Below are 13,854 nucleotides of genomic sequence, written 5' to 3'. Positions count from 1 at the left end.
CTCCTTTGTTTTTTATACTACCTTATACATAATAAAGTCTATCCTTAGTATAGAGTCAATAGTTTTTTCATATATATCCATAAATTATATATCTATCTAATGAATAGCTTGTTATTATCTTTAGAAAAGACTGCAGTAAAGAAAAAAATTTCATAAATAATCAAAGAATATTAGTAAACAGCATATATTATAATCACTTATCATTTAATATGAAAAAATGCATTAGTGAACTTTAATATAGTTGATAATTTTCTAAACACATAATAGCAATTTTTATATTGCAATAAAAAATAAAGATGATTTCAAAGTACATAATTACTTTAAAATCATCTTTATTTACTATTATAACCTAAAAAATCTTAATATATTTAAATTCACTTTCCAATATTCCAGGTATAATTTTTCTTATAATTCTTTTTCAAGCATAGCCAAAAGTTCATCAAATCTATTAATAGTATCTTCTAAAGGCTTTGGTGTAGTCATATCTACCCCAGCTTTTTTTAGTATTTCAATTGGATAGTCACTACATCCAGCTTTTAAGAAGCCTTTATATTTTTCAACTGCCTCTTCCCCTTCATTAAGAATTTTTTCATAGAAAGAGTTAGCTGCTGCAAAACCTGTTACATATTGATATACATAGAAATCTCTATAAAAATGAGGAATCCTTGCCCATTCAATGTCAATTTCACTATCCACTACCATAGTATCTCCAAAGTAGTTAACATTTAAGTCATGATAAATCTTGCATAAATCATCACTAGATAAAGCTTCCCCCTGCTCCATTTTTTCATGGACAATCATTTCAAACTCTGCAAACATGGTCTGTCTGAATACAGTAGTTCTAATTCCTTCAAGTTGTTGATTTATTAAATATAGTCTTTTAGCTTTATCTTTTTCATTTTTTATTAAATAGTCTATCAATAAACACTCATTAGTAGTAGATGCAACTTCAGCACAGAATAATTCATAATCAGCATAGGTATATGGTTGATTATTTCTTGAATAATAGGAGTGTATGCTATGCCCCATTTCATGAATTAAAGTAGATACATCATTCACTTGATTTTTATAGTTTAATAAGATATATGGCATAGAGGTATAGCTACCACTAGAGTAAGCTCCTCCTCTTTTTCCCTTGTTCTCATAAACATCAATCCAACCTTCTTTAACACCTTTACTAAAGATATCAATGTACTCTTTCCCCATTGGATCTAGAGCTTTTTCACAAAGAGCTACTCCTTCTTCAAAAGCTATATTAAACTTTGGTGCATCAATAATTGGCACATATAAATCATACATATGAATTTCATCTAAGTTAAGTAATTTCTTTTTTAACTCTACATATCTGTGAAGAGAATCTATTCTTTTATTCACTGTGTTTACTACATTTTTATATACTTCCACAGGAATTTTATTAGGTTTTAAAGATGCTTCAAGACAAGAGTTATATTTTCTAATTTTACTTTCAAAAATAAAGTTCTTAACAGAAGCAGTATACGAAGTTGACACGGTATTTTCATAATTCTTATAAGTTTTAAATAGCACCTCAAAGGCTTCTTTTCTGACTTTTCTGTCTTTACTTGTGATAAATACTGAATAATTTGAAGCTGTAAGCTCTACTTCGTTACCCTCTTCATCCTTTATTTTTGGAAAAGTTATATCAGCATTAGTAAGCATAGTGAATATATTACTTGGCGCACTTAGACAATCACTAACATTTGCTAATATATTCTCTTCTGCTTCACTTAAAATATGAGGTTTACCTTCAAATATATTTGTAATATATCTTTCATAATGTTTTAATCCAGAAGTATTTTCTATAAGCTTCTTAATATCTTCCACTTCCATAGTTAACAGTTCTGGAAGGAAAAATGAAATTAATCCACTAAATTCAGCTCCAAAAGTAGATATTTTATCCATCATAACTTGATATTTAGAATTAGATTTATTTTCATCACTTCTTAAGTGAGCATATACTACTAAATCCTCATATAAACTTGCCATCTCTTCATATTGATGTAAGTAATCTAATAGTTTAGCTCCTATACTAAGGTGTCCCTTAAATTCTAAAAGACTTGGAGATTTTTCCTTTAATTTTTTAAAATCTTCTTCCCACTTTTCATCAGTGGCGTACATTTTATCTACTTTCCATTTATATTTTTCTTCGACTTCTTCTCTTGTCTTTATCTTTTCCATTGTTACCATATTGCACCTCCATATTACTATTTAATGATAAAATTTTCCTTAATCACTATTATACCCTAATACATATTTTTTTGTAAAATATCTACTTCTTTTTACATAAGCCTCTAGTGTTTTCAATAACAGCTGCTCTAATTTTCTCCTTTATGTATGGATTGTTATATATATGATCAGAGTTAAATTTACAACTATTCATTAATGAAATAAAAGTAATTCTTCTATTTCCTTTATTTAATCTAGCTATGGCTCTATCTATTTTTTTATCTATAGCTTGAATTTCCTTTTCAAACTTTATTTTTTCTAAAATATATCCTCTTAATTCAGGATACTTAAAAACAGTAATATTAGTAATATCAGCTACCTTTACTACACTGGCAAAAACTAATCTATCTTCCTTAGAAATTATAGCTTTGATTGCTTCATCTATGTCTAATTTATACTTACTTAAATTATCTGCATTCTCCACATCATTATAAAATTCATTATCTTTAGTTATGTAGTTTTCCATCTTAAGCTCCTTTTTAATCCTCTTATGTGTTTGCTTTTTAACTTATCATACTAATAAAAAGAACTAACAATATAGCTATTAAATCTTCATATTTTAGCATGTTTTTAATGCTCTACTTAAATGACAAACCCCTGAAACCCGCATGAACAGAACAACTATTTAAATAGTTATATATTTATATAGTTACCTATTTAAATAGGTATATTTTAAAATAGATTCATATTTAAATAGCTTAAATTATCATTACTAATAATCATTATAACTTATTTTATTAATACTTTAAAACCTGAATTTAATTGTAAGCTTAATATAAAAGGATATCTTAGCTTATTAACTTTAATAGCTTTAAGATATCCTTTTTATTTTGTCCGATGACTACCAGCTCTAATACTCCCATCTTCTTCAAAGTGGGAGTAAAGAGCAGTTACGTCCCTGGATAACGATTTCTAAGCTTCATTGGGAGTTAATACTCCCTCTGAAGCAAAGAACTCTGTTTATTAATTTTGATTTCCCTCATTTATATTATAATCTTACTTGCAAGGCAAATTTTTTTCACCCCATAAAACCATTTGCTCAATAGTTGGGAGTAAGGATTTCCCCTTAGGTGTAAGATAATAAACTGACTCTACTTGATTGTTATTTATCTCTTTTTCATTATCTATGATCTCGCTATTTATAAGAATTTCTAGCTGCTGAGATAGCATTTTCTTGCTACAGCCCTTCATTCGACGATTTAATTCTCCAAATCTTTTACTATCCTTACTTAGTGACCAAATTATATTAGCTACCCACTTCTTGCCTAAAATATTTGCTAAAGCTTCTACTGGGCAGTGATATTCTTCATTATTTGCTACAAACATAACTTCTCTCCTTTAGTATATACCTCTAAAAACTTTTATATAATTAAATAAGTATACGCTACTAAGTCTATATTATACCTGTATCATTTTTCTTTAGCTACTCTTAATACACTTTTTTCACTAATTATTAATAGTTTTATCTATTTCTTAATCCTCTCTATCATAGCCTCTAAAAATTCTTCATTGACTATACCAATTCTTTCCATAGTAATGAATCCTTCCTTATCGATAAAAACAGTTCTTGGTATACTTGCAACATTGTATTTATTAGCAAAATCTAAATCCTTATCATATAAAGTGAGCATATCATATTCATTATCTACCATGAACTTTTTAGCACTTTCTGCAGTTTCTTTTTGTCCATCTGTCATATTTATCATTAATATTTTAACATTGTCTCCATATTTATTATTTGCTTCTTTGAATAGCGGCATTTCACTCTGGCAAGGTCCACACCAACTAGCCCAATAGTTTAGTACCACTGGTGTGCCCTTGTAATCTGATAGTTTAACTTCCTTTCCATCTTCATCATATACTGTAAAATCTACAGCTTTGGCCTTTGTATCCTCTGTCTTACCTTCCTCACCAGTGATAAGACTATCACTTATTCCTTTATTGTTATTTTTCTCATTTTCATTATATCGAGATGATAGTTCATTATATCCTAGATAAACTAATATAAAAAATATAATGAAACCTATAATCCATATAATTATATTCTTATTTTTCATAACTGCCTCCTAAAAACTTAAAATTGAAAGTATTTTATTTAAATATCCTGTCATCATTGCAATTCCAATAACTACAAGAATTAGTCCAGAAATCCTATTAATTATTTTATAATTTCTTTTTATAAAATCTAAGGTTTCCTTTAGCTTCCCTATCAAAATAGCAGATATAATAAAAGGGATTCCTAATCCTATACTATAAATGAATAGCATTAAAGTGCCCTTTAAAACTTGCTGACTATTAGCAGCAATCATCAGGGCTGATCCTAAAAATGTACCTACACATGGCGTCCATCCGATGGCAAAAACTACTCCAAATAAGATTGAAGAAATAAATTTTAGAGACTTAATCTTCATATCCATCTTAAAACTTCTCTCTAAAAATGAAATTCTAAGTAAACCCATGTAGTTTAGACCAAATATAACTATTATTGTTCCACCTATTATATTAAGTAGTGTATAGTAATTTCTAATAAAGCTTCCAAAAGTCCCTGCTAAGGTTCCTAACAGTGTAAATATTATTGTAAAACCAATTACAAATCCTAAAGCATTTATTAAAGTATTATTTTTCTTTCCATCTTCTAAATTATTATCTCCCGCAAAGTAAGAAATATATATAGGCAACATTGGTAAAATACATGGAGATATGAAGGTTATAATTCCTTCTAAAAATAATAAAATATATTCCATATCTTACTCCTTTCAAAGTTATTTACACTAAATATATCAATATACACTTAACCTTTCAATTGGTCACCTTTTAGTAACCTTTATTATGATATACCTATATGTAATAATTAATTCTTAATAATGTTAAACTTTATAAATTCATTGAAACATATTAAATAAACTTAAATACACTAATATTAAGTAATGAATAGGAGAGTATTTATGAGTGATTTCAAAGAATCTTGCGTAGATTTATATCCAGCTCTAACAAATACACAAAAAGGAAGCCTATATGGATATATTAATTCTAAAGGAAATTTTATTATATCACCTAGCTTTTCTACAGCATCAAGCTTCAATGAAAATAGATTAGCTATAGTTTGCAAATATAATAATTGTGGGGTTATTAACATTAATGGGGAATATGTAATTCCACCTATATATAATTCTATAGAACCCTTTGTTGAATCTAGAGCTGTATATGTACAAGGAGACATTATGGGTGTTATAGATGAAGGTGGAAAAATAATTACTAAAAATCCATATACCTTTATCTCTAGCTATAGTGATTCTCTAGCCCTTGTTAGTATTAAAACTTCTTCAGATGACCAACTATATGGTTATATAGATATGGATGGTAATGAAGTACTACCACCAAATTATTTGGAAGGTAGTGACTTTAAAAATAACTATGCACTAGTTAAATCTCGTGATGGTACCTATCAAGTAATTGATAAAAGTGGAACTATTATTACAACCTTTCCTTATAAATTTGTAGGTAATTATAATGAAGGTGTATTTACTTTTTCCGAAAGTCTAGGAGGGCTTATTGGTTATGTAGACATATATGGTCGTGTTCTTATAAAGCCTAAATTTACATCTGCTTCTCCTGTAAATGATGGATACATGGTAGTAAGCACCGCACCTAATTATAAAGGTAATTATGGAGTTGTAACTTTATCTGATCATATTCTATATCCTTTCATTTATGACGACATAAGATATGTTGGAGATAATAGATTTGCCCTAGGCATTTATCGTGGTAATAATGTTAATACTTCTTTTAATAGTATCTACGCGTTAGGAGACAACAAGGGCAATACCCTTACAGATTTTAAATTCTTATATATTCAAAAATTTAAAAATGGATTAGCCTCTGCTTATAATCTTGAAAATAGTTTCTTTATAGACCTTAGTGGTAGAATTGTTAGAAACTTACCTGTAGTTAAAGGAACTGGCACCTTAGAGCTTCAATGTGACATTGTTTATGCCGATATAGACTATATTCCTTATTACCTGAATACAAAGGGTGATATAATCTATAAACCCAATAATCGAATTAAATTAAATGATGAATATACTATACTAAAACTAAAATATAAGCCTAATGTAGATTATTTAGTATATTATCCTCAAATTAATCAGTCTACTCCATCTACAGTAATTGAAAACATCAATTCAAAATTAAGGGAATTGTGTGCTCTTAAGATAGTTGATCGTAATGAAGTTTTAGATTATAATCTCTATGGAAATTTTGAAACTTTATTCTTTAAAAAAGACTTATATATTCCAGAAATAAATACCTATTATTATCCTTTTGGCGCTGCTCATGGAATGACCGCTAGAAGCACACCAAATATTAACTTAAAAACTGGAGAGTTTTATTCCTTATCTGATTTATTTGATTGTACTACTCGTTGGATAGATGAAATAAATAAAATCATAGAAAATATGATAGAAACTGACCCTCAATATTCTTATGTATATGAAGATGGATTTAAAGGTATTACTAGTAACCAGAATTTTTATGTAGATGAAGATAATCTATATATATTTTTTGCACCTTATGAGATTGCACCTTATGCTGCTGGTTTTGTTACCTTCAAAATTCCTTTTGCAGATATAGATTCTCTACTTTGTAAAAAGGGAAGTTTTTATAACTCATTTAATTGATAAATAAGGGTGTCTCCAAAGCCTTACCTTAAGTTTATTTTAGTAAACTTATACTTTGGAGACACCCTTTCATATCCTTAAATTTTAATGTTTATATTAATATTTATCAGTTCCTGTATATATGAATATAGCATCCCTTAAAAAAGCTGCCATTCCTGGTTGTTTAGCATCATAATATGCTGTAAATCTTTCATCATCCACATACATTTGGGCAAGTCCTGCATGGGCTTCTTTACTGTAACTGCTCCAGTAATATTCTATCCATTTGCGATGTAATTCTGCTGTTTTCTGAGCTAGTTCTCCAGCTGGATTACCTGTTTTAAAAGCTGCTGATAAAGTATTCATAATTTCTTCTGCCAGGTTTGTTACTTCCTCATATTCTTTTTCTGACATATCTTTTACTTTTGCATTAGATTTATTTACTTCCTCATCACCATATTTTCCTCTTATTTCTTTACCGTATTTCTTCTCATTTTTATCTATTAGTTTTTGTTTGAACCCTTCAAACTTTTCTTTATTACTCATCTTAATTCCTCCTTTTTTGTTAGCTATGGTCTTTTCAACATTAGCTATTAACAAATCTATTTGTTTTCTTTTTTCAAGGAGTTTAAGGCGATGTTCTATAAGTGCATTAATCCCATCAAAGGAAGGTTCATTTATTATATTTTTTATATCTATTAAACTAACCCCTAATTCTCTATAAAACAGTATTTGTTGCAGTCTATCAAGTTCTGCTTGCCCATAAATTCTATATCCTGATGAATTAATTCTTGCCGGCTTAAGAATTCCTATTTCATCATAGTATCTAAGGGTTCTTGTACTTATCCCTGCTAACTTACCTAAATTTTGCACTGTATATTCCATATTCTCACTCCTCCTAATATTCAATATACAGCTTTACGTAACGTGAATGTCAACAGTTTTATTAAAATTATTCCCCTTATAATTTTAATATACTTATCCCATGTCTTTCTTCTAGTTTATGTTGGAAATTATAGTTATAGAGTATTTTTATAATTCACTTACTTTACTATAGCTTATTTTTTCTTCAACTAACTTGTATACAGTTCCAAGTATTATACCAATTAGCGCTGGCACCACCCATCCTAATCCTTTAGAATAGAGCGGTAACTTGATAAATAAATTCACAATAAAGTTCCATTGTATTCCAACTTGCCCTAATGCATCAGCTACACTTATAATTCCCGTAAACAATATTGTTAATCCATATACCACTGTACTTCCATTAAAAAACTTATCTAGCATTGCAAGGACTATAAGCATTATTGCTATTGGATAAATTGCATTTAATACTGGTACTGATATAGCAAGAATTTTTGTTAATCCCATATTGGCAAGAATCATACTGGAAAGTGATAATATTCTAACCCAATTTTTATATGATAATTTACTATTTAATGCGGAAAAGTATTGACTACAGGAAGTTATAAGTCCAACACAGGTTGTAAGACAAGCTAATGTAAATATCACTGCTAACAGTACAGCACCTGGTTTTCCAAATATATAAGTCATGATATTTGTTAAAGTTTGTGCTCCATTTTCAGTAGTTCCAAATCTTCCTCCACTAGTTGCTCCTAGATGTGCCAGTATAGAATAAACTACTATTAATAATCCGCCTGCGCCTACACCAGCCTTTACAGATGTAGAGATAATTGCTTTTTCATCCTTAATTCCTTTAGATTTTATAGCTAAAGCTATAACTATTCCAAAATTTAAAGCGGCTATGGTATCCATAGTTAAGTATCCATCTAAAAAGCCTTTAACAAAAGGTGAATTTACATACTCTTCTGTGGCTACCCCATAACTACCTAATGGTCTGAAAATTGATGCTATAAAAATTAGTGAAATTAGTACTAATAGGATTGGTGTCAAAAACTTACCCATACGATCCACTAATTTAGCAGGGGTTAATGAAAGCCAATAAGCTACTGAAAAGAATATTAAAGTAAATATAAAAAGTGCCCAGATTTTTGATATGCTTTCTGGCAAATATGGTGCTACAGCCATTTCAAAAGGTAAACTTCCAGCTCTTGGAATACCTAAACAAGGTCCAATAGATAAATATATAAGTACTGTAAATACCCCTGCAAATAACGGATTAACTCTTTTAGCCAAATTATGTAGTCCCCCTGATTTAGCCACTGCAACTACTCCTAAAACAGGAAATCCTACTGCCGTTATAAAAAATCCTGCCATAGAAATCCAAGTTGCTCCCCCTGCTAATTGTCCTAGAAATGGTGGAAATATTAAATTTCCGGCTCCAAAGAATAATGAGAAAAGCATTAAGCTTATTAATACTAAATCTTTTTTTGATAAGTTATTCATTTTTATTCCCCCTCGTTTATGCTGTGAATTTTCTACTAGCTAATAATATCACCTTGTATATCCATAATATTCCCCCTTTTCAGTTTATTAGCGCCTTGCTTCCCTTCTTTTAGCACTGATATACATCCAAAAGATTTTCTATGTCTTTTCTTTCTTACATTTTTAATTCTAATGTAAAATAAAAAACCCGTCCCTTGAAAAACAAGGGACGGGTTAAACCGCGTTACCACCCTAATTCTGTAAACAAATCTAAAAACAATACATTAATAGATTCAATTACAACACTTAGATACGTATCTAACAATACGCTTTTCTTTTAACGGTGAAAGACTCCGGCAAAACCTACTAAAATATTTCGGCGTTGCTTCTCAGAGATGATTTTCAGTTGTATATTGAACATTGGCTTTCAGCAAAATGCCAATTCTCTTTGGAACAAAAATACTACTTACTTTTTCTCTTCATAGAATTTCTTGAATTTATATGCTATTAATATTATATGCATATTGAACTTCTGTCAATACTTTTTAATATTTTTTAATTATTTTTAATTTAGCCTATTACATATTCCCTATATTTTTCATAATCTATATTGGAACACTCAATAGATAACTCAGTACCATCATTTCTATATTTTCTATCTATAACTCTTGCATTATCATTTAAATAAGATAACAAATTTCCTTTATCATAAGGTATAAACATATTACAATTTATATAATTATTAAATACCTTATTAGATATAGTTTCTACAAGTTTATCTATACCTAAATTTTTCTTTGCTGATATATAAACTCCATTTTTTTCAGTTAAATAATAATCTACTAAGTCAATCTTATTATAAACATAAATCATAGGAACTGATTCTGCTCCTATCTCTTTTAATGTTTCATTTGTTACTTTAAGATGATGTTTATAATCTGGATTAGAAATATCTACAACATGGAGTAATAAGTCAGCTTCGCAAACTTCCTCTAGGGTAGATCTGAAAGCCTTTATTAAATTGTGTGGTAAGTTACTTACAAACCCTACTGTATCTGACAATAAAAATTTTTTATTATCATCTAACTTTATGCTTCTTATAGACGTTTCTAAGGTTGCAAACAGCATATCTTTTTCAAAAACCTTTTTTTCTTCACTATCTTTAAATGTATCTATCATACTATTCATAATTGATGATTTCCCTGCATTAGTATATCCAACTAAGGCTATTTGGGGCACACTAGACTTTCTTCTTAAGTTACGCTGTGTTTCTCTTTGATGTTTTAACTCTTCAAGTTCCTTGTTTAAGGCAGCTATTTGGGCCTCAATCTTTCTGCGATCAAGCTCTAATTTTTTTTCTCCAGCACCTTTGTTTTTTGTTCCTACACCTCCACTTTGACGACCTAAATTTTCATTAGCCCCAATTAGTCTTGGTAATAAATACTGAAGTCTTGCTACCTCTACCTGAAGTTTTGCTTCTCTAGTTTTTGCTCTTTCAGCAAATATACTTAGTATTAGTGCAGTTCTATCAATAACTTCACATTCAATAGCCTTTTCTATATTTCTTAATTGTGATGACGATAGCTCATTATTAAAAATTACTATGTCTACTTCTTCACTATTTACTAATGATTTTAATTCATCTAGCTTTCCACTTCCAATATAATGTGCCTTATTGATTTGTTTTGAATTTTGTACAAGCTCTCCTATAGCTTCAATATCACAGGCCATACATAAATTCTTAAGTTCAACCATAGATTCTTCAAATCCATTTTCGTTATTTATATTTATTCCTACTACTATTCCTTTTCTTTCCATTTCCATAATCTCCTTTAATCATACTATTTAAGCTACTATAGTACGGATTCATGATTATAGAATTTTAACTTTAAAGTTTACTTCTTTAAAGAAATCTCCATGATATATACGGAGTAAATTCTACTATCTAAATCATATGTTTAGATAGCCACATTTAAGGCAACTCATAAATCCACCTTTTAGCCTCTTAATCTAACACTAAAAATTCCACTCTTAATTCTCATCTTACACGCCTCCATAACCCTGAATTATTTAATAAAAAAATACCTTGGCATAGAAAATTATCCATTTCTCTGCTCAAGGTATTATAATTACTTAAATAAAATATTATAAATTACATAAATAAAGCCTTAAATAACCCTATTATTATAAGCAGTATGGATTTTATTAAATTTCTTTAAAACTATAAATAATTTTTTCATTTCATACCGCTCCTTTTCTTTGTAATCATTTACCAATAATATAGCATACATTACTTAAGTTGTAAACATTATAATAAATTATTTTATTTCTTAGGTCTACAAAATTTATATTTTATATTTCTTACTGATAATCATTTTAATGAATTATTAATTGCAAATCACTTTCATTTTATGTATAATACATGTTAAATAACCATAAACTTACCTAGAGGAGGTAATAAAATGTCTGTATATCAAATAACTTATTATATAGCTGAAACTCATAATCATGAATGTGATCATGATCACCAGCATGATGAGAATTGCAACCACGACCATCATCACCACCATAATAATCTGCCTAGAAAAATTAAATCTTTAGGGTCTTGGGCAAACATTATGCCAACCACATTTCTTTTACATACTGAAATGAATTCTAAGGATATAAAGCTAGCTTTAGATGAAGTAAAAGAAGATAATGAAATATTTTTCATTTCTCAAGTTACTTTGGATAATGATGGTTCTATGCATCCAGGTGCCTTAGCTTGGATTGAATCTCGTCTTAAGTAAAAGAAATATATACTAAATTAAGAGGTCCACTAGAATATTAATTTTAGTGAACCTCTTTTAATAGTTACATATTGGGCTTAATTATATATTTATTTTTTCAACTACATTTCCATGAACATTTTCATATCATCTTCTACGTTAGTTATTCCACCTATTCCAAAATTTTCAACTAAAACATTAGCTACATTTGGAGATAGGAATGCTGGAAGCGTTGGTCCTAAGTGAATGTTTTTTACTCCTAAGTGTAGTAGAGATAATAAAACTATTACAGCCTTTTGCTCATACCATGCAATGTTAAATGCTATTGGTAATTCATTTATATCTTCTAACTCAAATACTTCTTTTAATTTTAAAGCAATTAATGCTAGTGAGTATGAATCATTACATTGACCTGCATCAAGTACTCTTGGAATTCCTCCAATATCACCTAAGTCTAACTTGTTATATTTATATTTCGCACATCCTGCAGTTAAGATTACCGTATCTTGTGGTAATGCCTTTGCAAAGTCAGTGTAGTATTCTCTTTTCTTTTGTCTACCATCACAACCTGCCATCACAAAGAATTTCTTTATAGCTCCAGTTTTTACTGCTTCTACAATTTTATCAGCCAAGGCTAATACTTGATTGTGTGCAAAACCTCCAATGATTTCACCATGTTCAATTTCTATTGGAGCTTCACAAGTTTTAGCTAATTCTATCAATGCTGAAAAATCTTTATTTCCTTTTTCATCAGCTGCAATATGTGTACATCCTGTATATCCTGCAGCACCTGTAGTAAACACTCTTGCTTTGTAGCTATCTTTAGGTGGTACTATACAGTTTGTAGTCATAAGAATTGGTCCATTAAAGCTCTCAAATTCTTCTGTTTGCTTCCACCATGCATTTCCATAGTTTCCTATGAAGTGTGAGTACTTTTTAAATGCTGGATAGTAGTGAGCTGGTAACATCTCTGAGTGAGTGTATACATCTACTCCTGTACCCTCTGTTTGAATTAATAATTGCTCTAAGTCTTTTAAGTCGTGTCCAGACACAAGAATTCCAGGCTTATTACTTACTCCAATATTTACTTTTGTAATTTCTGGATGTCCATAGCTTTCAGTATTAGCTTTATCAAGTAATGCCATACCGTCTACTCCAACTTTACCAGTTTCTAATGTTAATGCTATATATTCATCTATTGTTATCTTATTATCTGCTGTTGCAGCTAAAGCTTTTTGCATAAATGCACATATGGCTTCATCATCATATCCTAATGCATTAGCATGTTTAACATATGCAGCTAATCCTTTCAATCCATAAGTTATCATTTCTCTTAAACTTCTAATATCTTCATTATCAGTAGACAGTACTCCTACTAAACCAGCTTTACTATCCATTTCAGCTTCTGTTTTAGCTGTCCATAATGCAGCGTCACTTAAATCTTCTTTATTGCTTAATTTTGAAAGTAATTCTTCCTTAAGATTTAAAGTTTCTTTAACCATTTTATAGAATACCGCGTCATCAAAATTTGCATTTGTAATTGTAGTGAAAAGATTCATAGTCACAGCTCTATTTATTATATTAGAAACAGTTACTCCTTCTTCCCTAGCTCTTGTAGCTACTTCTGATAATCCTCTTGAACTGTATATTAATAAGTCTTGAAGTTTTGCAAGATCAGGAGTCTTACCACAAACTCCTCTTACAGTACATCCGCTGCAACCAGCTGCTTCTTGACATTGAAAACAAAACATCTTATTCTCCATATTTAACTCCCCTTTATTTCTTAATAATATTTTTTACTTTGTTGATTTAATAATTGAATTCATTTGAACTATGGTCTT

11 protein-coding genes and 1 other annotated feature are annotated in these 13,854 nt (G+C 29.4%); of the genes, 2 read left to right on the top strand and 9 right to left on the bottom strand.

The window, feature by feature from the left end; all coding sequences use genetic code 11:
- Positions 1-405: 405 nt before the first annotated feature.
- The 5 genes from pepF to B2P65_RS10690 all read right to left on the bottom strand — a co-directional run bounded on the left by pepF (position 406) and on the right by B2P65_RS10690 (position 4,988).
- Positions 406-2,205 carry an oligoendopeptidase F gene (pepF, locus tag B2P65_RS10710; RefSeq protein ID WP_346848282.1) on the bottom strand — a complete coding sequence of 600 codons (1,800 nt, stop codon included), beginning with the start codon at positions 2,203-2,205 and terminating at the stop codon, positions 406-408.
- A gap of 82 nt (positions 2,206-2,287) precedes the next feature.
- On the bottom strand, positions 2,288-2,710 hold the full coding sequence (locus tag B2P65_RS10705; RefSeq protein WP_346848281.1) for a hypothetical protein: 423 nt from the start codon (positions 2,708-2,710) through the stop codon (positions 2,288-2,290).
- A gap of 530 nt (positions 2,711-3,240) precedes the next feature.
- Entirely contained in the window at positions 3,241-3,570 is a 330-nt protein-coding gene (locus B2P65_RS10700) for a winged helix-turn-helix transcriptional regulator (RefSeq protein ID WP_035133205.1), read from the bottom strand.
- A gap of 140 nt (positions 3,571-3,710) precedes the next feature.
- Positions 3,711-4,301, bottom strand: coding sequence for a TlpA disulfide reductase family protein (locus B2P65_RS10695; RefSeq protein WP_346848280.1), 591 nt, complete (start codon positions 4,299-4,301; stop codon positions 3,711-3,713).
- Between the two features lie 9 nt (positions 4,302-4,310).
- A complete protein-coding gene (locus B2P65_RS10690; RefSeq protein ID WP_346848279.1) occupies positions 4,311-4,988 on the bottom strand; it encodes a cytochrome c biogenesis CcdA family protein in 678 nt (225 codons plus the stop codon).
- A gap of 201 nt (positions 4,989-5,189) precedes the next feature.
- On the opposite strand from B2P65_RS10690, the gene B2P65_RS10685 reads away from it, so the two are divergent.
- A complete protein-coding gene (locus tag B2P65_RS10685) occupies positions 5,190-6,920 on the top strand; it encodes a WG repeat-containing protein (RefSeq protein ID WP_346848278.1) in 1,731 nt (576 codons plus the stop codon).
- Between the two features lie 96 nt (positions 6,921-7,016).
- Here B2P65_RS10685 and B2P65_RS10680 read toward each other — a convergent pair whose 3' ends face one another.
- From B2P65_RS10680 to hflX, 3 genes are all read right to left on the bottom strand, one after another.
- The gene (locus tag B2P65_RS10680; protein WP_346848277.1) at positions 7,017-7,784 is read right to left on the bottom strand and encodes a MerR family transcriptional regulator; all 768 of its coding nucleotides are present in this window, start codon (positions 7,782-7,784) and stop codon (positions 7,017-7,019) included.
- A 147-nt stretch (positions 7,785-7,931) separates the two neighbouring features.
- Entirely contained in the window at positions 7,932-9,266 is a 1,335-nt protein-coding gene (gene brnQ, locus B2P65_RS10675) for a branched-chain amino acid transport system II carrier protein (RefSeq protein WP_346876425.1), read from the bottom strand.
- A gap of 201 nt (positions 9,267-9,467) precedes the next feature.
- Positions 9,468-9,737, bottom strand: a binding site (T-box leader).
- Between the two features lie 78 nt (positions 9,738-9,815).
- A complete protein-coding gene (gene hflX / locus B2P65_RS10670) occupies positions 9,816-11,069 on the bottom strand; it encodes a GTPase HflX (RefSeq protein WP_414632444.1) in 1,254 nt (417 codons plus the stop codon).
- 638 nt (positions 11,070-11,707) lie between these two features.
- Here hflX and B2P65_RS10665 point away from each other — a divergent pair.
- Positions 11,708-12,034, top strand: coding sequence for a hypothetical protein (locus B2P65_RS10665; protein ID WP_346848274.1), 327 nt, complete (start codon positions 11,708-11,710; stop codon positions 12,032-12,034).
- A gap of 101 nt (positions 12,035-12,135) precedes the next feature.
- Here the strand turns inward: B2P65_RS10665 and hcp are convergent, their stop codons facing one another.
- Positions 12,136-13,776, bottom strand: a complete 1,641-nt coding sequence (gene hcp / locus B2P65_RS10660) for a hydroxylamine reductase (RefSeq protein ID WP_035133194.1) — start codon at positions 13,774-13,776, stop codon at positions 12,136-12,138.
- Positions 13,777-13,854 lie beyond the last annotated feature (78 nt).

The sequence above is a fragment of the Clostridium sp. UBA3061 genome (assembly GCF_002367465.1).
Taxonomy (GTDB): domain Bacteria; phylum Bacillota; class Clostridia; order Clostridiales; family Clostridiaceae; genus Clostridium_J; species Clostridium_J sulfidigenes.
This window is presented reverse-complemented; position numbering and strand designations above follow the sequence as displayed.

Excerpts from the sequence above, each read along its gene's own strand:
- pepF (WP_346848282.1), bottom strand. The coding sequence starts at position 2,205 with ATGGTAACAATGGAAAAGATAAAGACAAGAGAAGAAGTCGAAGAAAAA.
- B2P65_RS10705 (WP_346848281.1), bottom strand. The coding sequence starts at position 2,710 with ATGGAAAACTACATAACTAAAGATAATGAATTTTATAATGATGTGGAG.
- B2P65_RS10700 (WP_035133205.1), bottom strand. The coding sequence starts at position 3,570 with ATGTTTGTAGCAAATAATGAAGAATATCACTGCCCAGTAGAAGCTTTA.
- B2P65_RS10695 (WP_346848280.1), bottom strand. The coding sequence starts at position 4,301 with ATGAAAAATAAGAATATAATTATATGGATTATAGGTTTCATTATATTT.
- B2P65_RS10690 (WP_346848279.1), bottom strand. The coding sequence starts at position 4,988 with ATGGAATATATTTTATTATTTTTAGAAGGAATTATAACCTTCATATCT.
- B2P65_RS10685 (WP_346848278.1), top strand. The coding sequence starts at position 5,190 with ATGAGTGATTTCAAAGAATCTTGCGTAGATTTATATCCAGCTCTAACA.
- B2P65_RS10680 (WP_346848277.1), bottom strand. The coding sequence starts at position 7,784 with ATGGAATATACAGTGCAAAATTTAGGTAAGTTAGCAGGGATAAGTACA.
- brnQ (WP_346876425.1), bottom strand. The coding sequence starts at position 9,266 with ATGAATAACTTATCAAAAAAAGATTTAGTATTAATAAGCTTAATGCTT.
- hflX (WP_414632444.1), bottom strand. The coding sequence starts at position 11,069 with ATGGAAATGGAAAGAAAAGGAATAGTAGTAGGAATAAATATAAATAAC.
- B2P65_RS10665 (WP_346848274.1), top strand. The coding sequence starts at position 11,708 with ATGTCTGTATATCAAATAACTTATTATATAGCTGAAACTCATAATCAT.
- hcp (WP_035133194.1), bottom strand. The coding sequence starts at position 13,776 with ATGGAGAATAAGATGTTTTGTTTTCAATGTCAAGAAGCAGCTGGTTGC.